This window comes from Streptomyces sp. NPDC087310 (assembly GCF_044744405.1).
GTDB lineage: Bacteria > Actinomycetota > Actinomycetes > Streptomycetales > Streptomycetaceae > Streptomyces.
The window spans coordinates 956,143-981,261 of record NZ_JBIUYF010000001.1; the positions used below are offsets into that span (position 1 = coordinate 956,143).

Genomic DNA, 25,119 nt, shown 5'->3' on the forward strand with positions numbered 1-25,119 from the left:
GCGGGTGTTGGTCGCACCCCCGGAGCCGTGGACGACAACCTCTGGAGTTGCCGACATGCGTCACCCTATCGCGCGCGCCATTGCGGCGTGCCTTCACATCATCCTCGCTGCCATGCTGCCCGCGTCGGGCAAGCGCCGTGCAGCTCAGAAGCCCGTAAAAGCCCCCGTTGAGGCTCCGGCGCCCACAGTGTCCCCCTGGTCACACCCGTGGCCCTCAGCGGCCTCTCAGCGCGTCGTCGAGCGTCGTGAGCACGTCTTCGAAGATGACGGGCCACTGATGCGCGCGTTCTACGACGACGTGATTCAGATCAGGCAGCAGCAAGCCGTGCGACGCGGCATCCTGGCCTTTGCGCTCGACGGCATCGACGCAGGACCCGACGTGATCCACGGGAAGCGGCTGCCGACCACCGCGTAGCAGTACCTAGCCCCACCCGAAGCGACCGACCGGGCGGGGCTTCCTGCTGCCTGTGAGCTGGGGCTTTGCACCGTCCAGGTGGGTCATCTGCGGTTGGCTGGGGGCCAGTTGGGTAGGCTGTACTTAAGGCAAGTGCCTGATCGTCAGTCTGGACAACACCGTCCTCAATGTCGCGCTCCCCTCCATGCAGCGGGAGCTGCACGCCTCGGTCTCCGGGATGCAGTGGACGATCGACGCGTACACCCTCGTCCTCGCGTCGCTGCTGATGCTCTCGGGCTCCACCGCCGACCGGATCGGCCGCCGCCGCGTCTTCAAGACCGGTCTCGTCCTCTTCACGCTCGGCTCGGCGCTCTGCTCCCTCGCGCCGAACCTCACCTCGCTCGTCGTGTTCCGCATGATTCAGGCCATCGGCGGCTCGATGCTCAACCCCGTCGCGATGTCGATCATCACCAACACCTTTACCGGCCCGCGTGAGCGTGCCCGCGCCATCGGTGTCTGGGGCGCCGTCGTGGGCATCTCGATGGCGGCGGGCCCGCTGGTCGGCGGGGTGCTGGTGGACACGGTCGGCTGGCGGTCGATCTTCTGGATCAACCTGCCGATCGGGCTGGCCGCACTGCTGCTGACCTGGCGGTACGTCCCCGAGTCCCGTGCGCCGAAGCCGCGCCGCCCCGACCCCGTGGGACAGCTCCTGGTCATCGGCGTCCTCGGGGCGCTGACGTACGCGATCATCGAGGCGCCCACGGAGGGGTGGACCTCGCCGCTGATCGTGTCGTTCGCCGCCTTCTCCGCGCTCTGTCTGGTGGCGCTGGTCCTGTACGAGCCGAGGCGCGCCGAACCCCTGATCGACCTGCGCTTCTTCCGCAGCGCGCCGTTCAGCGGGGCGACCGTGATCGCCGTGTGCGGCTTCGCGGCGCTGGGCGGCTTCCTCTTCCTGAACACGCTCTACCTCCAGAACGTCCGCGGCCTGTCCGCCCTCCACGCGGGCCTCTACATGCTGCCCATGGCGGCCCTGACCTTCCTCTGCGCCCCGCTGTCGGGCCGGCTGGTCGGCAGCCGGGGCCCGCGGCTGTCCCTGCTGGTCGCGGGTACGGCGATGACGGCGAGCGGGCTGCTCTTCGCCACGCTGGACGCCGAGACGACGACCGGGCTGATGTTCACCGGGTACGTGCTCTTCGGGCTCGGCTTCGGCATGCTGAACGCGCCCATCACCAACACCGCGGTCTCCGGGATGCCCCGCGCCCAGGCGGGTGTGGCGGCGGCCGTCGCCTCCACGAGCCGCCAGATCGGCCAGACGCTGGGGGTCGCGGTGATCGGCGCGGTGCTGGCGGGCGGGGTGGCCGCGAGCGCGGCGGGCGGGGTCGGCTCGGCCGCGTACCGCAGCGGGTTCGCCGACGTGAGCGGCACGGCCTGGTGGATCATCACCGCGTGCGGGCTCTGTGTCCTGCTGGTGGGCGCGCTGACCAGCGGCGCCTGGGCGCGGGGGACGGCGCTGCGCACGGCGCGCCGCCTGGAGGCCGAGCCCTCCCCTGCGTGCCTGGTGAAGGCGCAGACCCCGGCGGACACCGGAGCGGATTCCTGAACGTCCCGGGCCTCCGGGGCCGCTGAGGCCCTCGGGGCCGCTGAGACAGGTGTGGGCCCGGATCACGAGGTGATCCGGGCCCACACGCGCGCTGTTCCGTAGCGGGCGGGCGGCGTCAGACCTGCGCCGCGTCCTCGCCGGTGGCCGGGGTGGCGGTCGCGTCGCCCTGCGCCGCGTCCTGACCGGCCTGCTCCTGTCCCTGGGACGCCGCGCGCTCGCGCATCTTGCGCAGCAGCTCCTGCTTCTGGTCGGCGGCGGCCTTGCGGTTGGCGTCGCGGGCGGGACCGCTGGACTGCGGGTCCGTGCGGGTCAGCTTCGTGCGCTGTCCGCCCACGCCGAGAAGGTTGTTGCGGCTCTTTGCCACGGGGTTCTCCCGAAGTGATGAGAAGTGATCTGCGGATTCGTCGGTGGGGGGCGGTGCGGTGACCGCCGCGCTCTCACTCGTAGATCTGGAAGAACATGCCCAAGACGCTACCACCGGGCACGACCGGGAGGTAACGCATTTTCCGGGGCCCGGCGGCGCGCGACGCCCCCGCCGGACGCCCCTCGGACGACCCCGGACGACCCCGCCGAACGAACCTGCCGAACGAACCTGCCGGACAAATGAAGGGGTGACAGATATTGAAATCTGTCACTCGTCGTGTCATCGTTGATGTGTCCGGATTCACGTACGGAGGAAGCCGCCATGACCACCCACGCCATCGCCACCCGCCCTCTCGGCGCCACGGGCCCCCGGGTCTCCGCCCTCGGTCTCGGCTGCATGGGCATGTCCAACGCGTACGGAGAGGTGGACCGCGCCGAGTCCATCGCCACCGTGCACGCCGCGCTCGACGCGGGCGTCACCCTGCTCGACACCGGCGACTTCTACGGGATGGGGCACAACGAGCTGCTGATCGGGGAGGCCCTGCGGACCGCGCCCGCCGGGGCCCGCGAACGGGCGGTCACCAGCGTCAAGTTCGGCGCCCTGCGCGATCCCGGCAACGGCTGGGGCGGATACGACGGACGCCCGGCCGCCGTCAAGAACTTCGCCGCGTACTCCCTCCAGCGGCTCGGCACCGACCACATCGACGTCTACCGGATCGCCCGCGTCGACCCCGCCGTCCCGATCGAGGAGACCGTCGGCGCCATCGCCGAGCTGGTCCAGGCCGGCCACGTACGCCACATCGGCCTCTCCGAGGTGGGCAGCGACACCATCCGCCGGGCCGCGTCGGTCGCCCCGATCGCGGATCTCCAGATCGAGTACGCGCTGGTCTCGCGCTCCATCGAGAACGGCATCCTGTCGACGGTCCGTGAACTGGGTATCGGCATCACGGCGTACGGAGTGCTCTCGCGCGGGCTGATCAGCGGCCACTTCACCCGCGACCGCGAGCTGAGCCCGGGCGACTTCCGGGCGACGAGCCCGCGCTTCCAGGGCGAGAACCTCGATCACAACCTGGCGCTGGTCGGCTTCCTGCGCGAGATGGCCGAGCGGAAGGGGGCCACGGTCGCGCAGATCGCCATCGCCTGGGTCCTCGCCCAGGGCGAGGACATCGTCCCGCTCGTCGGCTCCCGCCGCCGTGACCAGTTGACCGAGGCCCTCGGCGCCCTGGACGTCACGCTCGACGCCGCCGACCTCGACGCCCTCGGCCAGGCATTCCCCGCGGATGTCGCGGCGGGCGACCGCTATGCGGCCGAGCAGATGTCGTCCCTGGACAGCGAGCGGTGACCCCGGCGCGGCAGGACCGCGCGCGGCCCCGGCGGGCGGCACCGACGGCTCCCCCGTCGGGTTGTCGGACCAGTCGTCACCGGTAGTGTCACCTGGCACGCCAGGTCACCTACCGCCGCCGTACGCGCCGCACGAGCCATGAAAGGCCGGGTCCTCCATGTCCCCCGAGACCCTGACCGCCGAGCGCATCCTCGAAGCGACCGAGGAGGTGCTGCGCCGTTACGGGCCGGCGAAGGCGACGGTGGTGGATGTGGCGCGGCTGCTCGGGGTCAGTCACGGCAGCGTCTACCGGCACTTCAGGACGAAGGCGGCGCTGCGCGAGGCGGTCACGGCGCGCTGGCTGAGCCGTACGGAGCGGGTGCTCCAGGAGGTCGTCGACGGGGAGGCCGGGCCCGGACCCGAGAAGCTGCGCGGCTGGCTGCTGACGCTGTTCGACGCCAAGCGCCACAAGGCGGGCGACGACCCCGAGCTGTTCGCCACGTACTCCGCGCTCGCCGGGGAGCACAGCGACACGGTGGACGCGCATCTGACGGAGCTGACCGGACAGCTCACCCGGATCGTCGAAGAGGGCGTGCGCGCGGGCGAGTTCGTGGCGCCCGACCCGGCGGCCGCGGCCGGGGCGCTCTTCGTCGCGACGGCGCGCTTCCACGACCCGTGCTACGCCCCGGAGTGGCGCAAGCCCACCATCGACGCCGACTTCACCGCCGTCTCCGATCTGCTGCTGCGCGGTCTGAGGCCCTGACCGGGAGAGCCGGCCCCCGCCTCCGTCCCTCCTCCGTCCCTCCGCCTCGCCGATCGGCGTCAGCCCGTCGTCGGGTCCACCGTGGCCTGGTGCGCCTCGGTGAGGTGCTCCTCGGCCTTGAGCCAGGGAAGGAACTGCGCCCCCTTCCGCCAGCCGCAGGTGTCACATATCAACGACCGCTGCACACCCGCCTTCTGCACACGGACGACATGCTCCCGTCCGTGCTGATCCCATCGGCTGACCTTGCTGGTGGTGGAGGACGGCATGATCCGTTCCTCTCTTGTCGGGGAGCGCCCAGTGTGCCGCAAGGACCGGCCGTGGAGCGCGGACAGGCCCCCGGTTCCGTCGCGGAACCGGGGGCCTGTCCGTATCTCTCGTACCTCTGGGGCCTGGGAGGCCGCTGGGGTCAGCAGCCGAGCAGGTGCTCGCCCAGGTAGCTCTGGATCCGGTCCAGCGAGACGCGCTCCTGCTTCATCGTGTCGCGCTCGCGCACCGTCACCGCGTTGTCGTCCAGGGTGTCGAAGTCGACGGTGACGCAGAACGGCGTACCGATCTCGTCCTGGCGGCGGTAGCGGCGGCCGATGGCGCCCGCGTCGTCGAACTCGATGTTCCAGTTGCGCCGCAGGTCCGTCGCGAGGCCCTTGGCCTTCGGCGAGAGCTGCGGGTTGCGGGAGAGCGGCAGCACGGCGACCTTGACCGGCGCGAGGCGCGGGTCGAGGCGCATCACGGTGCGCTTCTCCAGCACGCCCTTCGCGTTGGGCGCCTCGTCCTCGTTGTACGCGTCGAGGAGGAAGGCCAGCATCGCGCGGCCGACACCGGCGGCGGGCTCGATGACGTACGGGGTCCAGCGCTCGCCGGCCTCCTGGTCGAAGTACGACAGGTCGTGGCCCGACGCCTTGGAGTGCGCGGAGAGGTCGTAGTCCGTGCGGTTGGCGACGCCCTCCAGCTCGCCCCACTCGCTGCCGCCGAACTGGAAGCGGTACTCGATGTCGGCGGTGCGCTTGGAGTAGTGCGAGAGCTTCTCGGCCGGGTGGTCGTACCAGCGCATGTTCTCCTCACGGAGACCCAGGTCGCGGTACCAGTTCCAGCGCTGCTCCATCCAGTATTCCTGCCACTGCTCGTCCTCGCCCGGCTTGACGAAGAACTCCATCTCCATCTGCTCGAACTCGCGCGTGCGGAAGATGAAGTTGCCCGGAGTGATCTCGTTCCGGAAGGACTTGCCCATCTGCGCGATGCCGAACGGCGGCTTCTTGCGCGAGGTCTGCTGCACCTGGGCGAAGTTGGTGAAGATGCCCTGCGCGGTCTCGGGGCGCAGGTAGGCGACCGAACCGGAGTCCTGCGTCGGGCCGAGGTGCGTGGAGAGCAGGCCGGAGAACTGCTTGGGCTCGGTGAAGGTGCCCTTGTTGCCGCAGTTCGGGCAGTTCAGCTCGGAGAGGCTCGCGGGGGCCTTGCCGTGCTTCGCCTCGTACGCCTCCTCCAGGTGGTCGGCGCGGAAGCGCTTGTGGCAGGAGGTGCACTCGGTGAGCGGGTCGGTGAAGGTCGCGACGTGGCCGGACGCCTCCCAGACCTCCGTGGCGAGGATCACCGACGAGTCGATGCCGACAACGTCCTCGCGCGAGGTGACCATGTAGCGCCACCACTGACGCTTGAGGTTTTCCTTCAGCTCGACTCCGAGCGGCCCGTAGTCCCAGGCGGCCCGCTGACCACCGTAGATCTCACTGCACGGGTAGACGAAGCCACGGCGCTTGCTCAGGTTGACGATGCTGTCGATCTTGTCGGCGGCCACGGGTCTCTCTTCATTACGACGACGACGAACGGCGAATGCTTCAGATTAGCGGCGCGCGCACCCCTTCGATCAAATCGGTGCGGAGCAAGGGACATTCCGGCCCGTTACCCGACCCTTGTTGACAATCGTTTCCACTTTTGTTGAAAATGACTGTCATGAACGTACGACGACGCCTCATACCCACCGCCACGCTCGCCGGAGCCGTCACGCTCGGCATGGTCGCGCTGTCCGCCTGCTCCTCCTCCGACACCGGCGGGAAGGGCGGGGACGGCAAGCTCGCGGTGGTGGCGTCGTTCTACCCCATGGAATACCTGGCCCAGCAGATCGGCGGCGACCACGTCTCCGTCACCACCCTCACCAAGCCCGGCGTCGAGCCGCACGACCTGGAGCTCAAGCCCCGGCAGGCCGCCCAGCTCGGCGAGGCCGACGTCATCCTCTACCTCAAGGGCATCCAGCCCGCCGTGGACAAGGCCATCGACCAGTCCGGGGCGAAGACGGTCATCGACGCGACGACCCTCACCACCCTGGAGAACCACGGCACGGAGACCGGCCACGACCACGGTCACGACGACCCCGCCGGTGAGGCCGACCACGGGCACGAGGAGTCGGACACCGACGGCAAGGACCCGCACATCTGGCTCGACCCGGTGCGGTTCGCCGAGGTCGCCCAGGGCGTCGGCGCCTCCCTGGAGAAGGCCGATCCGGACCACGCCGCCGCGTACAAGAAGAACACCGGCGCGCTGGTCACCAAGTTGAACGGCCTGAACACGTCGTTCAAGAAGGACCTCGCCGACACCGGCACCAAGACCTTCATCACCACCCACGCCGCCTTCGGCTACCTCGCCGAGCGTTACGGTCTGGAGCAGGAGGCCATCGCCGGCATCGACCCCGAGTCGGAGCCGAGCCCGGCCCGGGTGAAGGAACTGGAGACCATCGCGAAGCGCGACAAGGTCACCACCGTATTCTTCGAGACACTCGCCAGCGACAAGACCGCCAGGACGGTGGCCGGGGACTCCGGGCTCAGGACGGACGTCCTCGACCCGATCGAGGGAATCACGGACAAGACCAGGGGCCGTGACTACATCGAGGTCATGCGGTCCAACCTCGCCGCCCTGCGCACCGCGCTCGGCGCGAAATGAGATGACGTGACACGGAGCGGGCGAAACGATTCCCCTGGCAGCGGTGGTTCCCCTGACAGCGGCGGCATCAGCGGTCACATCAGCGACGAGACCAGCAACGGAGGCGCCTGACATGGCGACGGTGGAGAGCGACCACGCCAGGGCGGCGGAACGCGCCGCGGCGCACCCCGGTACCGACGGCGGACCGCCGCCCGTCATCACCGTCCGCGGCGCCACCGCCACGCTCGGCTCGCGCCCCGTGCTGCGCGGCATCGACCTCACCGTGCGCCGCGGCGAGGTCGTCGCCCTGCTCGGCGCCAACGGCTCCGGCAAGTCCACCGCCGTACGCTCCGTGATCGGCCAGGTCCCCCTGGGCGACGGCGAGATATCGCTCTTCGGCACCCCCCTGCGCCGCTTCCGCGACTGGCGGCGCGTCGGCTACGTACCGCAGCGCACCACCGCGGCGAGCGGCGTGCCCGCGACCGTCCGCGAGGTCGTCTCCTCCGGCCGCCTCTCCCGTACGAGCCCACTGCGGCTGGGATGGCCCACCAGGGCCGATCGTGCGGCCGTTCAGCGGGCCATCGAGCTCGTGGGCCTCGGCGACCGCGCCAAGGACTCCGTGGGCGCCCTGTCGGGCGGCCAGCACCAGCGGGTGCTGATCGCCAGGGCGCTCGCCTCCGAGCCCGAGCTGCTGATCATGGACGAGCCGATGGCGGGCGTCGACCTCGCCAGCCAGGACATCCTCGCGGCGACCCTGCGCGAGCAGGTGGCGGCCGGCGCGACCGTCCTGCTCGTGCTGCACGAGCTGGGCCCGCTGGAGCCGCTGATCGACCGCGCGGTGGTGCTGCGCGACGGCTGCGTGATGCACGACGGACCGCCGCCCGAGGCGGTCGGCCAGCACGCCCTGCCCGGCCACGACCACGTTCATCCGCACGCGGCCGGCGAGCCGCTCCGTACAGGACTGCTGACCTGACCATGGAAATCCTTGAGACCGCCTTCATGCAGCGGGCGCTGATCGCCGCCGTCCTGGTCGGCGTCACCGCGCCCGCCGTCGGCATCTATCTCGTCCAGCGCCGCCAGGCCCTGATGGGCGACGGAATCGGCCATGTGGCGATGACCGGGGTCGGCCTGGGCTTCCTGCTCTCCGCCAGCCCCGTGTGGACGGCCACGCTCGTCGCGGTCGTCGGCGCCGTCACGATGGAGCTGATCAGGGCGTACGGCCGCACCCGCGGCGACATCGCGCTGGCGATGCTCTTCTACGGGGGCATGGCGGGCGGTGTGCTGCTGATCAACCTCGCGCCGAACGGCTCCAACGCAAACCTCAGTTCGTACCTCTTCGGCTCGCTCTCGACGGTCTCGCCCTCCGACGTCACCGCGATCTCCCTGCTCGCCGGTTTTGTGGTGCTGGTCACGGTGGGGCTGCGGCGGCAGCTCTTCGCCGTCAGCCAGGACGAGGAGTTCGCCCGGGTCACCGGGCTGCCCGTGCGCGCCCTGAACCTGCTGATCGCGGTGACCGCCGCCGTGACGGTCACGGTCGCCATGCGGGTGGTGGGGCTGCTGCTGGTCAGCGCGCTGATGGTGGTGCCGGTGGCGGCGGCGCAGCAGGTGACCCGCTCGTTCGTGGTCACGTTCGTGCTGTCCGTCGTGATCGGTACGGCGGTGACGCTGGCCGGTACGGTCACCTCGTACTACCAGGACGTACCGCCCGGCGCGACGATCGTGCTGATCGCGATCGGCGTCTTCGTGCTTCTCACCGCGCTCGCGACACCGCTGGCCAGACGCCGGGCCCGCGCACTGAGGAACGCGGAGGCGGGCCTCGTACAGACGCCCGAAACCGGGGCGTCGTCGGCGCCCGCGGGGGACGTTCCCGGCGCGCGGCGGCCCGCGGAGGACGCCACGGCATGACCGCGGCCGGTGTCCGGACTGGCAGAATGGGGCCCGTAGACAAGCGGGCAACGCCCGGAGGACACGGGCAGAGGCAAGGAGGCACCTGTGACGACTGCGCCCAGCAGCGGATCGAACGCGGCCCCCGTGCGCGGCCGATCGACCCGCCAGCGCGCCGCGGTGGCGGCGGCACTCGACGAGGTGGACGAGTTCCGCAGTGCTCAGGATCTCCACGACATGCTCAAACACCGCGGTGACTCGGTGGGGCTGACCACGGTCTACCGCACGCTCCAGTCGCTCGCCGACGCGGGCGAGGTCGACGTACTGCGCACGAACGACGGCGAATCGGTCTACCGGCGCTGCTCGACCGGTGACCACCATCACCATCTCGTGTGCCGGGTCTGCGGCAAGGCGGTCGAGGTCGAGGGGCCCGCCGTCGAGCAGTGGGCGGAGACGATCGCGGCCCAGCACGGCTATGTGAGCGTGGCGCACACGGTGGAGATCTTCGGCACCTGCGCGGAGTGCGCGGCGGCCGCCGCCAAGAACTGAACCGCACGGATGGGTGGGGCCCGGTGATCACCGGGCCCCACCCATCCGTCTGTCTGTCTGTCTGTCTGTCCGTACGTCTCCGCTAAGACTGCTCGGTCTTCTCGGCCTGCTCGCCCTGCTCCGGGATGTCCACGTCGGCCTCCTGGTTGGGCAGCGCCCCGCCGAAGCGGCGGTCCCGGGAGGCGTACTCCAGGCAGGCCCGCCACAGGTCCCGCCGGTCGAAGTCCGGCCACAGCACGTCCTGGAAGATCATCTCCGCGTAACTGCTCTGCCAGATCAGGTAGTTGGACGTACGCTGCTCACCGCTCGGCCGCAGGAAGAGATCCACGTCCGGCATGTCCGGGTAGTAGAGGTACTTGGCGAACGTCTTCTCGTTGACCTTGGCCGGGTCGAGCTTGCCGGCCGCGACATCGGCCGCGAGCGCCTGCGCCGCGTCCGCGATCTCCGCACGGCCGCCGTAGTTGACGCAGAAGTAGAGCGTCATGGCGTCGTTGTCCTTGGTCTGCTCCTGGGCGACCTGGAGCTCCTGGACGACCGACTTCCACATCTTGGGCATCCGGCCGACCCAGCGGATCCGGATCCCCAGCTCGTCCATCTCGTCGCGGCGGCGCCGGATGACATCGCGGTTGAAGTTCATCAGGAAGCGCACCTCGTCGGGCGTGCGCTTCCAGTTCTCGGTCGAGAAGGCGTACAGGGAGAGGTTCTTGACGCCCATCTCCAGACAGCCCTTGAGCACATCGAGGACGACGCCCTCGCCCACCTTGTGGCCCTCGGTGCGCGGCAGCCCGCGCTCCTTGGCCCAGCGGCCGTTCCCGTCCATGACGCAGGCCACGTGCTTCGGCACCAGCTCGCCGGGGATCCTCGGCGGCACCGCCCCCGAGGGATGCGGCTCCGGCGTCTTGTACTCGCGGCGGGAGCGTCCCAGGATTCCGCGTCGTGCCATGCGCTTCTCGTCTCCTCGTTGCTTCTCTGTCCGAGCCGGTTCTTCGCTGCTTCTCTGTCCGAGCCGGCTCTTCGCTGTCCGAGCTAGTTCTTCTCCACGTATCTGAGAGAGCGCAGGCCCCGCTCCAGATGCCAGTGCAGATAGGCGGACACCAGCCCGCTGCCCTCCCTGACATGCCGCGCCTCGCACGCGTCGGCCGTCGCCCAGTCCCCCGTCAGCAGCGCGCTGAGCAGTCCGACGGCCTCAGCAGAGGGTACGACGCTGCCGGGCACCCGGCAGTCCCCGCAGATGACCCCGCCCGCCGCGACGGAGAAGAACCGGTTGGGACCGTGCAGCCCGCACCTCGCGCAGTCGTCGAAGCTCGGCGCGTAACCGTTGACGGCGAGGGAGCGCAGCAGGAAGGCGTCCAGGATGAGATGGGGCGCGTGCTCCCCCCTGGCAAGGGTCCGCAGTCCGCCGACGAGCAGCAGATACTGCTGGACGGCCGGCTCGCCCTCGTGGTCGGTGAACCGTTCCGCCGTCTCCAGCATCGCGGTACCGGCGGTGTAGCGGGCGTAGTCGGAGACGATCCCGCCACCGTACGGAGCGATGGTCTCGCTCTGCGTGCACAGCGGCAGGCCGCGCCCGATCAGCTCGCTGCCGCGCGCGAAGAACTGCACGTCGACATGGGAGAACGGCTCCAGCCGCGCCCCGAACTTCGACTTGGTCCTGCGCACTCCCCGGGCGACGGCGCGGACGCGGCCGTGGCCGCGGGTCAGAAGCGTGATGATGCGGTCGGCCTCACCGAGCTTCTGGGTGCGCAGCACGACGCCGTCGTCCCGGAACAGACTCATGGCGCCATTCTCCCGCATGCGCGGGCGCCGGTTTCCCGGTACGTACCGGAGGTACGGGGCCCCGCGGGCGCCCTCAGCGCGTCCGCGCCCTCAGGAGGGTGGCGTCCGCGCCCTCAGGAGGGCGTTCCCGACGCCGCCAGCAGCAGCCGCGCCGTGTCGTCCGCGCGGAGTTGGAGCGCACCGCCGACGATGCTCAGCACCTCGCGCTCCGCCGGGCTGTAGACCCCGTCCGCCAGGGCGATCCTGGCGCCCTGGAGGAGGATCGACTCGCGGCCCGCCGGAGCGAGGTGCGGCGCGAGCGGTTCCAGCGCCTCGTGGAGTTCGATGGCGAGCGCGGCGCCGAAGGGGCCCGCGTCGATGACGAAGCGGCCGGTGTCGGCGGCCAGCGCCTCGACCAGGTCCGTCAGCCGGTCCTCCGTGCAGTCCTCGAACCCGGCCGCGCGCACCGTGAGGACGGCGGTCTCCCGGACCGTACGGGACGAGGTGCCGCCGGCCGCGAGGACCGCGAGCGCGACCGTGTGGACGGCGTCGCGCAGCATCGCGGAGAACCGGATGGTGGTGGGGTGGTCCAGCGCGTCCGTGCCGAAGTGGGTGTGGCAGGCGGCGCACTCGACGACGGGGCCCGCGCAGCCGCGCGAGAGCAGCGGGATGCCGAGCACGGTGAAGCGGCGACGCCCGGTACGGCGGCGGTAGTTGCGGTCGCCACCGCAGTCGGGGCAGAAGAACTCCCCGTCGCCGACCGTGGTCCACGACGTACGAATGCCGCAGAGGCGCGGTTTTCGGCCGCGTGGTCCTTGAGCTGGCAGCACGTCGCGCACCTCCGTCACGCCCCGGCAACGCTTCTTTGCGCTGCACTGCGCCGCGTCCCTGCCCCCGGTTCGGGGAATCGTGGTGCAGGGCCGCCGCGTTGACGTGATGTTAGCCACATCTTGGAGGCGCCGTCAGCACCGTGGCGTGAGATCGCCACGACATGGCCGAACCCCGCCCCTCGCGTACCGAGGCGGGGTCCGAAAACGCTCAGGTCAGCGCGGGGGCGCCGGGCGGCGCCCCGGCGCGTCAGCGGGTCGCGCGGTTGACGGCGGAAACGACCGCCTTGAGTGACGCGCGGGTGGTGTTGGCGTCGATGCCGATGCCCCACAGCACCTTTCCGTCGATCGCGCACTCGATGTACGAGGCGGCCTGCGCGCTCGCACCCTCGCTCATGGTGTGCTCCTGGTAGTCCAGCAGCCGGGCGTCCACCCCGACCGCCGCCAGAGCCTCGAAGAAGGCGGAGATCGGGCCGTTGCCGGTGCCGGCCAGCACCGTCTCCGTACCGTCCACGACGGCCTGGACGGTCAGGGTGTCCTTGCCGTCCGTGTCGGTCGTGGACTGCCCCGAGCGGAGCTGGATCCGGCCCCAGGCGTTCTCGGCGTTGGGCAGGTACTCGTCGCGGAAGACGGACCAGATCTGGGCGGGGGTGACCTCGCCGCCCTCGGCGTCCGTCTTGGCCTGAATGATGCGGGAGAACTCGATCTGCATCCGGCGCGGCAGGTCCAGCTTGTGGTCGTTCTTCAGGACGTACGCGATACCACCCTTGCCGGACTGCGAGTTGACGCGGATGACCGCCTCGTAGGAGCGGCCCACGTCCTTCGGGTCGATCGGCAGGTACGGCACGGCCCACTCGACCTCTTCGACCGACAGGCCACGCTCGGCGGCGTCGGCCTCGCGGGCGTCGAAGCCCTTCTTGATGGCGTCCTGGTGGGAGCCGGAGAAGGAGGTGTAGACCAGGTCACCCACGTAGGGGTGGCGCGGGTGGATCTCCATCTGGTTGCAGTACTCGCTGGTACGGCGGACCTCGTCGATCCGCGAGAAGTCGATCTGCGGGTCGACGCCCTGCGAGAAGAGGTTCATGCCCAGCGTCACCAGGTCGACGTTGCCGGTGCGCTCGCCCTGGCCGAACAGGCATCCCTCGATCCGGTCAGCGCCGGCCATCAGCGCCAGCTCGGCGGCGGCGACGGCCGTACCGCGGTCGTTGTGCGGGTGCACGGACAGGCAGACGTGCTCGCGGCGGGAGAGGTTGCGGGACATCCACTCGAAGCGGTCCGCGTGCGTGGAGGGCGTCGAGCGCTCCACGGTGGCGGGCAGGTTGAGGATGATCTCGCGGCCGGCCTCGGGCTGCCAGACGTCCATGACGGCCTCGCAGACCTCCAGGGCGAAGTCCAGCTCCGTGTCGGTGAAGATCTCCGGGCTGTACTGGTAGCCGAAGGTGGTCTCGGGGCCGAGGATCTTCTCCGCGTACTCCGTCACCAGCCGGGTGCCGTCCACGGCGATCTGCTTGACCTGCTCCTTCGTGCCGCGGAAGACGACCCGGCGGAAGGTGGGGGCGGTGGCGTTGTAGAGGTGGACGGTGGCGCGGTTGGCGCCGCGCAGCGCCTCGACGGTGCGCTCGATCAGCTCCTCGCGCGCCTGCGTCAGGACGGAGATCGTCACGTCCTCGGGGATCGCGCCCTCTTCGATGATCGACCGTACGAACGCGAAGTCGGTCTCACCGGAGGCCGGGAAGCCGACCTCGATCTCCTTGTAGCCCATGCGGACCAGCAGGTCGAACATCTCGCGCTTGCGCGCCGGCGACATGGGGTCGATCAGCGCCTGGTTGCCGTCGCGCAGGTCGGTGGAGAGCCAGCGCGGGGCGACGGTGATCCGGTTGTCCGGCCAGGTGCGGTCGGGGATGTCCACGGCCTCGTAGCGGCCGTACTTGTGGATCGGCATCCCGGAAGGACGCTGGGTGTGGGTCGCGTTGGTGATGGGCGTGGGGCGACCTACGGAAGATGCAGACATTGCGTGGGGCTCCTCGTGTGTCCACTGGGACGGCCGACGGGACGTGATCACCGCAACGCCAGACTCCGCGGGGAGGGGGTCGGCCTACGACTACAGGCCCTCGCCGCGGCAGCTAAGGAGAAGCAGCCCGAAACGCATGATGCGTAGCAGCGTAACCGAGGCGCGGCGCGCGTGCCGTTCCGTATCAGCATGCGGAACACGTCATGGCCGTACCGGCCCCGATCACTCTATTTCAGGAAAGACTGTCGCAATGGGTGACAGGATGATGACGGGCTGCCACATTGCAGTCATGGACGCCATCACACCGGTCTTCTGCACCATCGTGCCGCCGCACGTACTCGACAAGCTCTCGCAGGCCGACGACCCCGCGGTCTCCGGCCCCGCCCGCCGCACCCTGGAGGCGGACTCCGCGCAGCGCACCCGTCGCCGTCTGACCATCGCCGGAGGCCCGCTCAGGGCCGCCGCCACGTCGGAGGACGCCGCGACGGGCACCCCCCACCGCACCATCTACGACTGCCGCAACGGGACGGCGCTGCCGGGCACGAAAGTCCGCGAGGAGGGCGCGGACCCGGGGCAGGACGCCACCGTCAACCGCGCGTACGCCGGTCTCGGCGCGACGTTCGAGCTGCTGCTCTCGGCGTACGGACGCGACTCGCTGGATGGCGCGGGGCTGCCGCTGACCGCCAGCGTGCACTACGACCGGGACTACGGGAACGCCTTCTGGGACGGCGAGCAGATGGTCTTCGGGGACGGCGACGGGGAGATCTTCCTCGACTTCACGCTCCCGGTCGACGTGATCGGCCACGAGCTGGCGCACGGCCTCACCCAGTACACGGCCAACCTCGCCTACTACGGCCAGTCGGGCGCGCTGAACGAGTCCGTGTCGGACGTCTTCGGCACGCTGGTCAAGCAGTACACCCTGGACCAGACCGCGGACCAGGCGGACTGGCTCATCGGCGAGGGCCTGCTCGCGCCGCGCGTCCAGGGCGTCGCGCTGCGCTCCATGAAGGCCCCGGGCACGGCGTACGACGACGACGTCCTCGGCAAGGACCCGCAGCCGGCCACGATGGACGACTACGTACGGACGAGCCGCGACAACGGCGGGGTGCACATCAACTCCGGCATCCCGAACCACGCGTTCTACCTGCTGGCCACCCAGCTCGGCGGCAAGGCGTGGGAGCGGGCGGGCCAGATCTGGTTCGACGTGCTGACCGGCGGCGACCTGGACGTCGAGGCGGACTTCGAGGACTTCGCCAAGCTGACGGTCGCGGCGGCGCGGGCGCGCTACGGGGAGGCGGCGGAACACGAGGCCGTGGTCAAGGCGTGGTCCCAGGTCGGGGTCCCCACAACCTGACCTCTCCGGTCACCTTCGGCACCGGTACGGGCGGCGGCTACCGCCGCCGCCCGTCACGTACTAGACAGGACCCATGCGTATCCAAGTACGGCGTACGGGCGGCTTCGCCGGCATCGAGCGAACGGCCGAGATCGACACGACCGCCCTGCCCGACGCGGCCCACTGGCAGGCCCTCGCCCACCGCGCCCTCACGCCCGGCGGCCCCGCCCAGCGCGCCGGGGTCCCGGACGGCTTCGCCTACACGATCACGATCGACGGCCGCACGGCCCACTGCGCGGACCCGCACCTGACGGACGCGCAGCGCGAACTGATCTCCAGAGTCCTGAAGGAAGGCGCCTGAGCCCCCAGGGGCCCGGAGTCAGAACCCGGAGCCGGGTTCGCTCAGAACCCCGGCTTCCGAAGCTGCATGGGAGCCTCTCCTCAACGCGCCGCTCGCGCGGCTCGGCCCAGGGGCCTCACCGGCTTCACACCGCTGCGCCGGCCTCCGGCCGTCGTCCTCGGACCGCTCAGAACCCGAGCTTCCGAAGCTGCTTGGGGTCCCGCTGCCAGTCCTTGGCGACCTTGACGTGCAGGTCGAGGAAGACCGGCGTACCGAGCAGCGCCTCGATGTGCTTGCGGGACTTCGTCCCGACCTCCTTGAGCCGCTTGCCCTTGGGGCCGATGATGATCCCCTTCTGGCTCGGGCGCTCGATGTACACGTTGGCGTGGATGTCGAGCAGCGGCTTGTCCGCCGGGCGGTCCTCGCGCGGCAGCATCTCCTCGACGACGACCGCGATCGAGTGCGGCAGCTCGTCCCGTACGCCCTCCAGCGCGGCCTCGCGGATCAGCTCGGCCACCATGACCTGCTCGGGCTCGTCGGTGAGGTCGCCCTCCGGGTAGAGCGGCGGGCTCTCCGGGAGCAGCGGGACCAGCAGGTCCGCCAGCAGGCCGACCTGCTGGTCGCCGACCGCCGAGACCGGGACGATCTCCGCCCACTCCAGGCCGAGTTCCTTGCCGAGCTGGTCGATCGCGATGAGCTGCTCGGCGAGCGTCTTGGGGTCGACCAGGTCGGTCTTGGTGACGACGGCGACCTTCGGCGTCTTCTTGATCCCGGCCAGTTCCTTGGCGATGAACCGGTCGCCGGGGCCCAGCTTCTCGTTGGCGGGCAGGCAGAAGCCGATCACGTCGACCTCGGCCCAGGTCGTCCGTACGACGTCGTTCAGCCGCTCGCCGAGCAGGGTGCGCGGCTTGTGGAGGCCCGGGGTGTCCACCAGGATGAGCTGCGCCTCGGGACGGTGCACGATGCCGCGCACGGTGTGCCGGGTGGTCTGCGGCCGGTTCGAGGTGATGGCCACCTTCTGGCCGACCAGAGCGTTCGTGAGGGTGGACTTGCCCGCGTTGGGGCGACCGACGAAGCAGGCGAAACCGGCCCGGTGGGGGGCTTCGGCCGACTCGGGAGAAGTCTCGGAAGAGGAGGTACGAGCGCTCATGGCGCCCATTCTCCCCGATCCTTCACCGTCCGCCGACCAGCCGACCCCGTGAACGCCCCACCTGCCCCGCCGCGCGTCGCCGTCAACCCGCGCTGACCGTCACCCGCAGCACACCGTCCACGCCCGCCACCAGGACCGGCGTCGCGGGGCCGCCGAGATCCCGTACGGCCGCACGGTCCTCGTCGGACGCGGTCGCGGCGTCGGTGACGACGGCCGCGGCCTCCAGCGAGGTGGCCCCGCTGGCCACGGCCATGGCGACGGCGGTACGCAGCGCGCTCAGCTTGAGGGAGTCCAGCTCCACGCTCCCGGCGACATACGTCCGCCCGGTCTCGTCCCGCACGGCCGCCCCCTCGGGCACCCCGTTCCTGGCGCGTGCGGAACGGGCCAGGGTGATGATCTTGCGGTCCTCGGGATCGAGGTCGGTGGCGTCGGCGCTGTCAGCGCTGTCGGTGATCCGTGTCATGCCTCCGAGCATAAGCAACCCGGTCAGGGGCCCGTTCGCCCCGGCCCGGCTAGGCGTCGAAGTCGTACTCCAGCACGTACGACGCGGAGTCGAGCACCATCTCGTTGACCTCGACCGGCCGCCCCTCGGCGGCGAACGCCGTGCGGCAGACGAGCATGACGGGCGTGCCCGCCGAGAGGGCCAGCAGGTTCGTCTCGTCCTGGGACGGCATGCGCGAGCGGATCTCTTCCCTGAAGTGCACGGGCTTCAGGCCGAGTTCTTCGAGGCGGGCGTAGATTCCGCCGGGGCCGGTGTCGGCCCTGGTGACGGCCGAGCCCGCGACCAGGGCGGTCGGAAGCGAGCTGGTGGCCAGCAGAACCGGCTTGCCGTCCAGCACGAAGCGCCGGTTCCGCACGCATACGGCGTCACCCGTGGCGATGCCCAGAACGCGCGCGATCCGTTCCGGCGCGGGCTCCTCGGTCACCTCGATCCGGTCCACGACGAGTTCCCGGTCCTCGACATCCGCCGACCAGACGGACCGCCCGCCGCCCCACACCTCACCGGAGAGCCGCTGAACGCCGCGCCGCCTCAGCGGCCGGAACGACCGGACGAACACACCGGCGCCTTTGCGCGACTCCGCGATCCCCTCGCTCTGCAGCACGCCCAGCGCCTGTCGCGCGGTCATACGGGCCACGCCGTGGGCGGCCATGAGGTCGTTCTCACCCGGCAGTCGCGCGCCCGGACCGTACTCGCCCGCGCTGATCGCCTCTCGAAGGGTGTCAGCGATGCGCCGGTACTTCGGCTGACGGCCGCCGCCAGTTGTCGACATACGTGGGGCCTCCCTCTTCTCTGGACACCCTAGGGCACAGGTGTACCAGCGCATTCCGGCCCGCTCCTCCGTGTGACAGCGCGATTCACCGAGGCACCCAAGGCGGGCCGTGCCGTTCGGTACCGGTGCCGTACATCACCGGATGGAGTGCGGAACGGGCACCGGTCATCCGCGTCGTAGCGAAGGCCCGGGGTATCGGTTACGCGGACGAGCAGACGTACGACCGCGACTCGGACGGTGTGCTGTGGACACGGATTCCCTCGCTCCCCGGCAGGGGGCGGCCCGAGTTCGGCAGGGTCCATGCTCTGCGGCAGCGGCGCGCCATGGTCCGGACGCTGTGCCAGGTCTGCGGCGGTCCCGCCGACCGCAACGAGGACGGGGGGTTGTGGATGCTGGGCGAAGACCCCGCCGACCGGGGCTCCTGGCCCGACGACCTCGTCACGACCCACCCGCCGTTGTGCGCGCCGTGCGCGGTGCAGTCCGTACGCGTCTGCCCTCATCTGCGCGAACAGTGCGTGGCGCTGCGCGTCCGCAGCTTCGCCCCGATGGGCGTGCGGGGCGCGCTCCACCGGCCCGGGTATCCGTTCCCGGTCCCGGTGGACGCCGTCGGGGTGGCCTTCGACGATCCCCGTATCCACTGGGTCCGGGCCGGACAGCTCGTGATGCGGCTGCGTGAGTTCACGGTCGTCGGCCTGGAGGCCCTGCGGACCGCGGGCTGCTGAACGCCCGCAGGGCCCCCCGCGCCGTTACGGCCGGTCCAGGCGGAGGCGTTCCGCTTTCGGGAGGCCGGCGACCACCAGGTCGTACGAGTCCTCGATCAGCTCGCGCACCATCCGCGCCGGCAGTTCCGCCACCGTCACCGTGTTCCAGTGGCGCTTGTTGAGGTGCCAGCCGGGGGCGATCGCCTCGTGGGTCTCCCGTAGGCGCAGGGCCTCTTCCGGGTCGCATTTGAGGGCGATCTTCAGGGGGGTCTCCTCCAGGGCGCAGAAGGCGAAGATCTTGCCGCCGACCTTGAAGACCGTCAGGCCCGGGTTGCGGGGGAACGGGGTTTCCTCGGAGGTGCCGTTCTGGTCCAGGCAGTACGAGCGGACCGCCGCGGCCGTGAGGGCGCGCGGGGTCATGGGGTCGTGGCCTCCTCCTTGACCGGTTCCGCGAGGACCGTGACGATCTTGTTGCGGCGGCCGGCCGGGGATTCGGCCGTCAGGCGCAGGGTGCGGCCGTCGGGGAGTTCCACGGTCGCGGTCGCGCCCGCGATCGGGACGCGGCCCAGGGCCTTCGCGAGCAGGCCGCCGACCGTTTCCACGTCCTCGTCGTCGTACTCGTCGAGGCCGAACAGGTCCCCGAGGTCGCCGATGTCGAGCCGGGCCGTGACGCGGTAGGAGCCATCGCCCAGTTCTTCGACCGGGGGCAGCTCGCGGTCGTACTCGTCGGTGATCTCGCCGACGATCTCCTCCAGGATGTCCTCGATCGTGACGATCCCGGCCGTGCCGCCGTACTCGTCGATCACGACGGCGACATGGCTGCGCTCCTGCTGCATCTCGCGCAGCAGATCACCGGCGTTCTTCGTGTCGGGCACGAACGCGGCCGGGCGCATCGCCGTGGAGACCAGGTCGGCCTCGGAGTCGCGGTTGATGTGGGTCTTCCTGACCAGGTCCTTGAGGTAGACGACGCCGACGATGTCGTCCTCGTTCTCCCCGGTCACCGGGATGCGGGAGAAGCCCGAGCGCAGCGCCAGGGTGAGCGCCTGACGGATCGTCTTGTACCGCTCGATGCAGACCAGGTCCGTGCGCGGGACCATCACTTCCCGTACGAGGGTGTCCCCCAGCTCGAAGACGGAGTGCACCATCCGGCGCTCGTCGTCCTCGATGAGCGACTCCGCCTCCGCGAGGTCGACCATGGCGCGCAGTTCGGCCTCGCTGGCGAACGGGCCTTTGCGGAAGCCCTTGCCGGGGGTGAGCGCGTTGCCCAGGAGGATCAGGAGCTGGGGGATCGGGCCCATGATCCTGGCCAGCGGGAGCAGGACGTACGCGGAGGCCGTGGCCGTGTTCAGCGGGTGCTGGCGGCCGATCGTGCGCGGCGAGACGCCCACCGCGACGTAGGAGACGAGGACCATCACCGCGATGGCGACGACCAGCGCCGCCCAGGTCTCCCGGAAGCGCTCCAGGCAGACGTACGTGACCAGCACCCCGGCCGCCATCTCGCAGGCGACCCGCACCAGCAGGGCCACGTTGAGATAGCGCGTGGGGTCGGCGGCGACCTGCGCCAGCTTGGCCGCGCCGCGCCGCCCCGACCGTACGGCCTCGGCCGCCCGGAAGCTGGAGACGCGGGCGATGCCCGCCTCGGCGGAGGCGGCGAGCCAGGCGACGACGACCAGGGCGACGGCGCCGACGATCAGTTGCGCGGTCACGAGACCGTGGGCGCGGGCGACGGGCCCGAGAGCCCCCGCTCGGCGCGCCAGCCGTCGACGATGGCGGCCTGGAGGCCGAACATCTCGGCCTTCTCCTCCGGCACCTCGTGGTCGTAGCCGAGCAGATGCAGCACCCCGTGGACCGTCAGGAGCTGGAGCTCCTCGTCCATGGAGTGCTGCGTCGGCGCTTCCTCGCCCTGCCGCTTGGCGACCTCCGGGCAGAGCACGATGTCACCGAGGAGCCCCTGCGGGGGCTCCTCGTCGTCCTTGACCGGCGGACGCAGCTCGTCCATCGGGAAGGACATGACATCCGTGGGCCCCGGCAGATCCATCCACTGGATGTGGAGCTGCTCCATCGCGGCCTCGTCCACCACGATCACCGAGAGCTCGGAGAGCGGGTGGATACGCATCCGGGTGAGCGCGTAGCGGGCGGCGTCGAGGATCGCCTGCTCGTCGACCTCGATGCCTGACTCGTTGTTGACGTCGATCGACATGGTGCGCTCTGGTCTACTTCCCGTTGTCGCTGTCGTACTGCTCGTACGCGTCGACGATACGGCCGACGAGCTTGTGCCGTACGACATCCTGGGACGTGAGCCGGGAGAAGTGCACGTCCTCCACGCCCTCCAGGATGTCCTGGACCTGGCGCAGACCGCTCTTCGTGCCGCCCGGGAGGTCGACCTGGGTGATGTCGCCCGTGATGACGATCTTCGACTCGAAGCCGAGGCGCGTCAGGAACATCTTCATCTGCTCGGGGCTGGTGTTCTGCGCCTCGTCCAGGATGATGAACGCGTCGTTGAGCGTGCGTCCGCGCATGTACGCCAGCGGCGCGACCTCGATCGTGCCCGCCGCCATCAACCGCGGGATCGAGTCGGGGTCGAGCATGTCGTGCAGCGCGTCGTAGAGCGGGCGCAGATACGGGTCGATCTTCTCGTAGAGCGTGCCGGGCAGGAAGCCGAGCCGCTCCCCCGCCTCGACGGCGGGCCGGGTCAGGATGATCCGGTTGACCTGCTTGGCCTGGAGCGCCTGGACGGCCTTGGCCATGGCGAGATACGTCTTGCCCGTACCGGCCGGGCCGATGCCGAAGACGATCGTGTGCCGGTCGATCGCGTCGACGTACCGCTTCTGGTTGAGGGTCTTGGGCCGGATCGTCCGGCCACGGCTGGAGAGAATGTTCTGGGTGAGCACCTCGGCGGGCGTCTCGGGACCGTCCGCGCCGCCGTTCTCGCTCGCCCTGAGCATGGCGATCGAACGTTCCACTGCGTCCTCCGTCATCGGCTGACCGGTGCGGAGCACCAGCATCATCTCGTCGAACAGGCGCTGGATCAGCGCGACGTCCGCCGCGCTGCCGCTCGCACTGATCTCGTTTCCCCGGACATGGATGTCGGCGGCCGGGAACGCCTTCTCGATCACTCGCAGCAGGGAGTCTCCGGAGCCCAGGACCGTCACCATGGGGTGCTTGGCGGGGACGGTCCACCGGGCGCGCGCCTGCTCCGACGCGGGGGTCTGGACTGTAGGTGTCTGCGTCATGGGCCGGCCCTGTGGCCTGCACATACCTCCCGTTGCAGGGTTCTCGCCGCTCGACAACCTCTGGAGTACCAGCGTACGACCCCGCACTGACAAGGCCCTAGGGCTTTTCCCCGCGCCTTCCTCACGATCCCCGGTGCCGCACTCCGCGGGGCTCCCGGTGTCCCACTCCGCGGGGCTCAGCCCGAGCGGCCGAAACCGATCGTCGGTACGGCCCTGCGCAGCGGCCACGGCCGGGTCGGCGCGGGCAGCAGCTCCGCCAGGAACGCGTAACGCCGCAGCGCCGCCGGGTTCTGGTCCGGGGAGCCCTGGACGTAACTCCACCAGGCAGCGACCTCCGACCAGCCGGGCGCGGAGAGCGACCCGCCGAACTCCTGGACGGAGAGCGCGGCGGTCAGCCCGGCGAAGGCCAGCCGGTCGGCGAGCGGCCAGCCGGCCAGCGTGCCGGTGACGAACCCGGCGACGAAGACGTCGCCCGCGCCCGTCGGGTCGAGCGCGGCCACCGCGATCGCCGGGACCTCGGCGGTCTCGCCGGTCGCCCCGTCCACGGCGTACGCGCCCTCCGCGCCCAGCGTGACGACGGCCACGGGGACCCGCTCGGCGAGGACCCGCGCGGCGGCCCTGGGGCAGTCCGTACGGGTGTAGCGCATGGCCTCCTCGGCGTTGGGCAGGAACGCCTCGCAGTGCTCCAGGTCGGCCAGTCCCGCCAGGTCCCAGCGTCCGGTGTCGTCCCAGCCGACGTCGGCGAAGATCCGGGTCCCGTGGTGCGCGGAGTGCGCGATCCACTCGTCGCGCCGGCCCGGCGTGAGCGCGGCGACGGCGGCCCGCGCCCGGGGCGGGCACTCGGGCAGCGCGCCCTCCGGCGGCGGGGCCTCGTGGCCGTGCGAGACCATCGTCCGCTCGCCCTCGTACGCCATGGACACGGTCACCGGGGAGTGCCAGCCGGGGACGGTGCGGGAGCGGGAGAGGTCGATGCCCTCGCCCTGTTCCAGCGCGTCCCAGCAGTACTCGCCGTAGTGGTCGTCGCCGAAGGCCGCGGAGAGCGAGGTGCGCAGCCCGAGCCGGGCCAGCGCGGAGGCCATGTTGGCGATGCCGCCGGGGCTGGACCCCATGCCCCTGGCCCAGGACTCGGTGCCCCGTACGGGGGCGCTGTCCAGGCCGGTGAAGATGATGTCGAGGAAGACCGTGCCCGTGAGGTAGACGTCGCACTCCGGGTCGTCCGGGCCGCGCAGCGCGCCCAGCGGGTCGACGTGGGCGGAGTGTTCCAGCGCGGTGTGCCCCGGGGCGGCGGGCCCCGGGCGGTCCAGGTGGTCGAGGTGTTCCAGCGGGTCTCCGTTGGGTGTGATCACGGCGGGCTCCCGATCGCGTGCGGATCCGGACAGTCTGCCCGATCGGCGGCGCCCCACCGGACACGTCGGCCGCCCGCCCCCGTCAGCGCTTGGGAAGCGGTACCCGTACGAGGTCGGCGGCGACCGTCAGTTCGCCTTCGAAGCCCGCGGCCCGCGCCTGCCGTTCGAACGCGTCCGGGTCGCTGTAGCGCTGCGAGAAGTGCGTCAGTACGAGATGGCGTACGCCGGACTCCGCCGCCACGCGGCCCGCCTGGCCCGCGGTGAGATGGCCGTGGTCGGTGGCCAGCCGCTCGTCCTCGTCCAGGAACGTCGACTCGATGACCAGCAGGTCGCACCCCTCGGCGAGCGCGAACACCCCGTCGCAGAGCCGGGTGTCCATGACGAAGGCGAACCGCTGGCCGCGCCGGACCTCGCTGACCTGCTCCAGCGTGACGCCGTTCAGTACGCCCTCGCGCTGGAGCCGGCCCACGTCGGGGCCCGCGAGGCCGTGGGCGGCGAGCCGCACGGGGTCCATCCGGCGGCCGTCGGGCTCGGTGAGGCGGTAGCCGTACGCCTCGACGGGGTGGGAGAGCTTGCGGGTGTCCAGGGTGTACGCGGAGGTGCGCGCCAGGACGCCGTCGCCGGTGATCGGCGCCTCGGTCAGCTCGACGGTCTCGCGGTAGGCCGTCGCGTACCGCAGCCGCTCGAAGAAGCGCCGGCCGCTCGCCGGGTAGTGCGCGGTGATCTCGTGCGGCACCTGGTCGAGGTTGATGCGCTGGACGACCCCGGCGAGGCCGAGCGAGTGGTCGCCGTGGAAGTGCGTGACGCAGATCCGGTTGATGTCGTGCGCGGCGACCCCGGCGCGGAGCATCTGGCGCTGGGTGCCCTCGCCCGGGTCGAAGAGCAGGCCCTCGCCGTCCCAGCGCAGCAGATAGCCGTTGTGGTTGCGGTGGCGGGTGGGCACCTGGCTGGCGGTGCCCAGCACGACCAGTTCTCGTACGGACAAGGCGCCTACCCGGGGGGCCAGTTGAGGCCGCGTCCGCCCAGGACGTGGGCGTGCGCGTGGAAGACGGTCTGGCCGGCGCCCGAGCCCGTGTTGAACACGATGCGGTAGCCGGTGGAGTCCGCCTTGTCGTCGGCGGCCACGGCGGCCGCCTCGCGCAGCACGTCCGCGGCGACGGCCGGCTCGGCCGCGGCGAGGGTGGCGGCGTCCGGGTAGTGCACGCGGGGAATGACCAGGACGTGGGTCGGCGCCTGCGGGTTGATGTCCCGGAAGGCGACGGTGGTCTCGCTCTCGCGGACGATGGTCGCCGGGACGTCCCCCGAGACGATCTTGCAGAACAGGCAGTCGGCCTGTGCTTCTCCGGCCATGGTCCCGGCCTCCTCGGCAGAGCT

At 70.8% G+C, this 25,119-nt stretch carries 28 protein-coding genes; 11 read left to right on the forward strand and 17 right to left on the reverse strand.

Annotated elements, in window-relative coordinates; translation table 11 throughout:
- Nucleotides 1–277 precede the first annotated feature (277 nt).
- Together ACIO3P_RS03810 and ACIO3P_RS03815 are read left to right on the forward strand one after the other, a co-directional pair.
- A complete protein-coding gene (locus ACIO3P_RS03810) occupies nucleotides 278–415 on the forward strand; it encodes a hypothetical protein (RefSeq protein ID WP_401788671.1) in 138 nt (45 codons plus the stop codon).
- A 136-nt stretch (nucleotides 416–551) separates the two neighbouring features.
- Nucleotides 552–1,994 (forward strand): MFS transporter, encoded by a 1,443-nt coding sequence (locus ACIO3P_RS03815; RefSeq protein WP_401850905.1) that lies wholly within the window; start codon nucleotides 552–554, stop codon nucleotides 1,992–1,994.
- Between the two features lie 115 nt (nucleotides 1,995–2,109).
- Here ACIO3P_RS03815 and ACIO3P_RS03820 read toward each other — a convergent pair whose 3' ends face one another.
- Nucleotides 2,110–2,358, reverse strand: coding sequence for a DUF6243 family protein (locus ACIO3P_RS03820; protein ID WP_329827198.1), 249 nt, complete (start codon nucleotides 2,356–2,358; stop codon nucleotides 2,110–2,112).
- Nucleotides 2,359–2,679: 321 nt separating this feature from the next.
- On the opposite strand from ACIO3P_RS03820, the gene ACIO3P_RS03825 reads away from it, so the two are divergent.
- Together ACIO3P_RS03825 and ACIO3P_RS03830 are read left to right on the forward strand one after the other, a co-directional pair.
- Nucleotides 2,680–3,699 (forward strand): aldo/keto reductase, encoded by a 1,020-nt coding sequence (locus tag ACIO3P_RS03825; protein WP_401850674.1) that lies wholly within the window; start codon nucleotides 2,680–2,682, stop codon nucleotides 3,697–3,699.
- 157 nt (nucleotides 3,700–3,856) lie between these two features.
- On the forward strand, nucleotides 3,857–4,441 hold the full coding sequence (locus tag ACIO3P_RS03830; RefSeq protein WP_329827195.1) for a TetR family transcriptional regulator: 585 nt from the start codon (nucleotides 3,857–3,859) through the stop codon (nucleotides 4,439–4,441).
- Between the two features lie 59 nt (nucleotides 4,442–4,500).
- Here the strand turns inward: ACIO3P_RS03830 and ACIO3P_RS03835 are convergent, their stop codons facing one another.
- Together ACIO3P_RS03835 and ACIO3P_RS03840 are read right to left on the reverse strand one after the other, a co-directional pair.
- Entirely contained in the window at nucleotides 4,501–4,707 is a 207-nt protein-coding gene (locus ACIO3P_RS03835; protein ID WP_329827194.1) for a hypothetical protein, read from the reverse strand.
- Nucleotides 4,708–4,847: 140 nt separating this feature from the next.
- Nucleotides 4,848–6,227 carry a glycine--tRNA ligase gene (locus ACIO3P_RS03840; protein WP_329827193.1) on the reverse strand — a complete coding sequence of 460 codons (1,380 nt, stop codon included), beginning with the start codon at nucleotides 6,225–6,227 and terminating at the stop codon, nucleotides 4,848–4,850.
- A 155-nt stretch (nucleotides 6,228–6,382) separates the two neighbouring features.
- Here ACIO3P_RS03840 and ACIO3P_RS03845 point away from each other — a divergent pair, with 155 nt between their 5' ends.
- The 4 genes from ACIO3P_RS03845 (at nucleotide 6,383) to ACIO3P_RS03860 (ending at nucleotide 9,778) form a co-directional block, all read left to right on the forward strand.
- Entirely contained in the window at nucleotides 6,383–7,366 is a 984-nt protein-coding gene (locus tag ACIO3P_RS03845) for a metal ABC transporter substrate-binding protein (RefSeq protein ID WP_401850677.1), read from the forward strand.
- A 112-nt stretch (nucleotides 7,367–7,478) separates the two neighbouring features.
- Nucleotides 7,479–8,318, forward strand: a complete 840-nt coding sequence (locus ACIO3P_RS03850) for a metal ABC transporter ATP-binding protein (RefSeq protein WP_329827191.1) — start codon at nucleotides 7,479–7,481, stop codon at nucleotides 8,316–8,318.
- Nucleotides 8,319–8,320: 2 nt separating this feature from the next.
- Nucleotides 8,321–9,250: a metal ABC transporter permease gene (locus ACIO3P_RS03855; RefSeq protein WP_329827189.1), complete on the forward strand. Its 930-nt coding sequence runs from the start codon at nucleotides 8,321–8,323 to the stop codon at nucleotides 9,248–9,250.
- Between the two features lie 87 nt (nucleotides 9,251–9,337).
- The gene (locus ACIO3P_RS03860; RefSeq protein ID WP_329827188.1) at nucleotides 9,338–9,778 is read left to right on the forward strand and encodes a transcriptional repressor; all 441 of its coding nucleotides are present in this window, start codon (nucleotides 9,338–9,340) and stop codon (nucleotides 9,776–9,778) included.
- 82 nt (nucleotides 9,779–9,860) lie between these two features.
- On the opposite strand, the gene ACIO3P_RS03865 is transcribed toward ACIO3P_RS03860, so the two are convergent.
- The 4 genes from ACIO3P_RS03865 to leuA all read right to left on the reverse strand — a co-directional run bounded on the left by ACIO3P_RS03865 (nucleotide 9,861) and on the right by leuA (nucleotide 14,371).
- Complete coding sequence (locus ACIO3P_RS03865) at nucleotides 9,861–10,721, reverse strand: isoprenyl transferase (RefSeq protein ID WP_329827187.1); 861 nt, start codon at nucleotides 10,719–10,721, stop codon at nucleotides 9,861–9,863.
- 83 nt (nucleotides 10,722–10,804) lie between these two features.
- Nucleotides 10,805–11,554 carry a DNA repair protein RecO gene (recO, locus tag ACIO3P_RS03870; RefSeq protein WP_329827186.1) on the reverse strand — a complete coding sequence of 250 codons (750 nt, stop codon included), beginning with the start codon at nucleotides 11,552–11,554 and terminating at the stop codon, nucleotides 10,805–10,807.
- A 113-nt stretch (nucleotides 11,555–11,667) separates the two neighbouring features.
- Nucleotides 11,668–12,363, reverse strand: a complete 696-nt coding sequence (locus ACIO3P_RS03875; RefSeq protein ID WP_329827440.1) for a TerB family tellurite resistance protein — start codon at nucleotides 12,361–12,363, stop codon at nucleotides 11,668–11,670.
- A 247-nt stretch (nucleotides 12,364–12,610) separates the two neighbouring features.
- Nucleotides 12,611–14,371: a 2-isopropylmalate synthase gene (gene leuA / locus ACIO3P_RS03880; RefSeq protein WP_329827184.1), complete on the reverse strand. Its 1,761-nt coding sequence runs from the start codon at nucleotides 14,369–14,371 to the stop codon at nucleotides 12,611–12,613.
- Between the two features lie 289 nt (nucleotides 14,372–14,660).
- On the opposite strand from leuA, the gene ACIO3P_RS03885 reads away from it, so the two are divergent.
- Nucleotides 14,661–15,725 carry a M4 family metallopeptidase gene (locus tag ACIO3P_RS03885; RefSeq protein WP_329827183.1) on the forward strand — a complete coding sequence of 355 codons (1,065 nt, stop codon included), beginning with the start codon at nucleotides 14,661–14,663 and terminating at the stop codon, nucleotides 15,723–15,725.
- Nucleotides 15,726–15,798: 73 nt separating this feature from the next.
- On the forward strand, nucleotides 15,799–16,065 hold the full coding sequence (locus ACIO3P_RS03890) for a protealysin inhibitor emfourin (RefSeq protein WP_329827182.1): 267 nt from the start codon (nucleotides 15,799–15,801) through the stop codon (nucleotides 16,063–16,065).
- 166 nt (nucleotides 16,066–16,231) lie between these two features.
- On the opposite strand, the gene era is transcribed toward ACIO3P_RS03890, so the two are convergent.
- The 3 genes from era to ACIO3P_RS03905 form a co-directional block, all read right to left on the reverse strand.
- Nucleotides 16,232–17,203, reverse strand: a complete 972-nt coding sequence (gene era / locus ACIO3P_RS03895) for a GTPase Era (protein WP_329827181.1) — start codon at nucleotides 17,201–17,203, stop codon at nucleotides 16,232–16,234.
- Nucleotides 17,204–17,276: 73 nt separating this feature from the next.
- Complete coding sequence (locus tag ACIO3P_RS03900) at nucleotides 17,277–17,657, reverse strand: cytidine deaminase (protein ID WP_329827179.1); 381 nt, start codon at nucleotides 17,655–17,657, stop codon at nucleotides 17,277–17,279.
- A gap of 49 nt (nucleotides 17,658–17,706) precedes the next feature.
- Nucleotides 17,707–18,465 carry a GntR family transcriptional regulator gene (locus tag ACIO3P_RS03905; protein ID WP_401788726.1) on the reverse strand — a complete coding sequence of 253 codons (759 nt, stop codon included), beginning with the start codon at nucleotides 18,463–18,465 and terminating at the stop codon, nucleotides 17,707–17,709.
- A gap of 125 nt (nucleotides 18,466–18,590) precedes the next feature.
- Between ACIO3P_RS03905 and ACIO3P_RS03910 the strand changes: the two genes are divergently transcribed.
- Entirely contained in the window at nucleotides 18,591–19,187 is a 597-nt protein-coding gene (locus tag ACIO3P_RS03910) for a hypothetical protein (RefSeq protein WP_401850680.1), read from the forward strand.
- Nucleotides 19,188–19,211: 24 nt separating this feature from the next.
- Here the strand turns inward: ACIO3P_RS03910 and ACIO3P_RS03915 are convergent, their stop codons facing one another.
- From ACIO3P_RS03915 to ACIO3P_RS03945, 7 genes are all read right to left on the reverse strand, one after another.
- Entirely contained in the window at nucleotides 19,212–19,586 is a 375-nt protein-coding gene (locus ACIO3P_RS03915) for an MmcQ/YjbR family DNA-binding protein (RefSeq protein WP_401850683.1), read from the reverse strand.
- Nucleotides 19,583–20,872, reverse strand: a complete 1,290-nt coding sequence (locus ACIO3P_RS03920) for a hemolysin family protein (RefSeq protein ID WP_401788733.1) — start codon at nucleotides 20,870–20,872, stop codon at nucleotides 19,583–19,585. Before ACIO3P_RS03920 ends, ACIO3P_RS03915 begins: the two co-directional genes overlap by 4 nt.
- Nucleotides 20,869–21,366 carry an rRNA maturation RNase YbeY gene (gene ybeY / locus ACIO3P_RS03925; protein ID WP_329827173.1) on the reverse strand — a complete coding sequence of 166 codons (498 nt, stop codon included), beginning with the start codon at nucleotides 21,364–21,366 and terminating at the stop codon, nucleotides 20,869–20,871. The genes ACIO3P_RS03920 and ybeY overlap by 4 nt, the downstream gene beginning before the upstream one ends.
- Before the next feature lie 13 nt (nucleotides 21,367–21,379).
- The gene (locus tag ACIO3P_RS03930) at nucleotides 21,380–22,399 is read right to left on the reverse strand and encodes a PhoH family protein (protein ID WP_401850686.1); all 1,020 of its coding nucleotides are present in this window, start codon (nucleotides 22,397–22,399) and stop codon (nucleotides 21,380–21,382) included.
- Between the two features lie 176 nt (nucleotides 22,400–22,575).
- Nucleotides 22,576–23,703, reverse strand: a complete 1,128-nt coding sequence (locus ACIO3P_RS03935; RefSeq protein ID WP_329827438.1) for a PfkB family carbohydrate kinase — start codon at nucleotides 23,701–23,703, stop codon at nucleotides 22,576–22,578.
- A 124-nt stretch (nucleotides 23,704–23,827) separates the two neighbouring features.
- On the reverse strand, nucleotides 23,828–24,730 hold the full coding sequence (locus tag ACIO3P_RS03940; RefSeq protein ID WP_401850688.1) for a ribonuclease Z: 903 nt from the start codon (nucleotides 24,728–24,730) through the stop codon (nucleotides 23,828–23,830).
- 5 nt (nucleotides 24,731–24,735) lie between these two features.
- Nucleotides 24,736–25,095 carry an HIT domain-containing protein gene (locus ACIO3P_RS03945; protein ID WP_329827170.1) on the reverse strand — a complete coding sequence of 120 codons (360 nt, stop codon included), beginning with the start codon at nucleotides 25,093–25,095 and terminating at the stop codon, nucleotides 24,736–24,738.
- Between the last annotated feature and the right edge of the window lie 24 nt (nucleotides 25,096–25,119).

Excerpts from the sequence above, each read along its gene's own strand:
- ACIO3P_RS03810 (WP_401788671.1), top strand. The coding sequence starts at position 278 with ATGCGCGCGTTCTACGACGACGTGATTCAGATCAGGCAGCAGCAAGCC.
- ACIO3P_RS03825 (WP_401850674.1), top strand. The coding sequence starts at position 2,680 with ATGACCACCCACGCCATCGCCACCCGCCCTCTCGGCGCCACGGGCCCC.
- ACIO3P_RS03830 (WP_329827195.1), top strand. The coding sequence starts at position 3,857 with ATGTCCCCCGAGACCCTGACCGCCGAGCGCATCCTCGAAGCGACCGAG.
- ACIO3P_RS03835 (WP_329827194.1), bottom strand. The coding sequence starts at position 4,707 with ATGCCGTCCTCCACCACCAGCAAGGTCAGCCGATGGGATCAGCACGGA.
- ACIO3P_RS03845 (WP_401850677.1), top strand. The coding sequence starts at position 6,383 with ATGAACGTACGACGACGCCTCATACCCACCGCCACGCTCGCCGGAGCC.
- ACIO3P_RS03850 (WP_329827191.1), top strand. The coding sequence starts at position 7,479 with ATGGCGACGGTGGAGAGCGACCACGCCAGGGCGGCGGAACGCGCCGCG.
- ACIO3P_RS03855 (WP_329827189.1), top strand. The coding sequence starts at position 8,321 with ATGGAAATCCTTGAGACCGCCTTCATGCAGCGGGCGCTGATCGCCGCC.
- ACIO3P_RS03865 (WP_329827187.1), bottom strand. The coding sequence starts at position 10,721 with ATGGCACGACGCGGAATCCTGGGACGCTCCCGCCGCGAGTACAAGACG.
- recO (WP_329827186.1), bottom strand. The coding sequence starts at position 11,554 with ATGAGTCTGTTCCGGGACGACGGCGTCGTGCTGCGCACCCAGAAGCTC.
- leuA (WP_329827184.1), bottom strand. The coding sequence starts at position 14,371 with ATGTCTGCATCTTCCGTAGGTCGCCCCACGCCCATCACCAACGCGACC.
- ACIO3P_RS03885 (WP_329827183.1), top strand. The coding sequence starts at position 14,661 with ATGGACGCCATCACACCGGTCTTCTGCACCATCGTGCCGCCGCACGTA.
- ACIO3P_RS03890 (WP_329827182.1), top strand. The coding sequence starts at position 15,799 with ATGCGTATCCAAGTACGGCGTACGGGCGGCTTCGCCGGCATCGAGCGA.
- era (WP_329827181.1), bottom strand. The coding sequence starts at position 17,203 with ATGGGCGCCATGAGCGCTCGTACCTCCTCTTCCGAGACTTCTCCCGAG.
- ACIO3P_RS03900 (WP_329827179.1), bottom strand. The coding sequence starts at position 17,657 with ATGACACGGATCACCGACAGCGCTGACAGCGCCGACGCCACCGACCTC.
- ACIO3P_RS03905 (WP_401788726.1), bottom strand. The coding sequence starts at position 18,465 with ATGTCGACAACTGGCGGCGGCCGTCAGCCGAAGTACCGGCGCATCGCT.
- ACIO3P_RS03915 (WP_401850683.1), bottom strand. The coding sequence starts at position 19,586 with ATGACCCCGCGCGCCCTCACGGCCGCGGCGGTCCGCTCGTACTGCCTG.
- ybeY (WP_329827173.1), bottom strand. The coding sequence starts at position 21,366 with ATGTCGATCGACGTCAACAACGAGTCAGGCATCGAGGTCGACGAGCAG.
- ACIO3P_RS03930 (WP_401850686.1), bottom strand. The coding sequence starts at position 22,399 with ATGACGCAGACACCTACAGTCCAGACCCCCGCGTCGGAGCAGGCGCGC.
- ACIO3P_RS03945 (WP_329827170.1), bottom strand. The coding sequence starts at position 25,095 with ATGGCCGGAGAAGCACAGGCCGACTGCCTGTTCTGCAAGATCGTCTCG.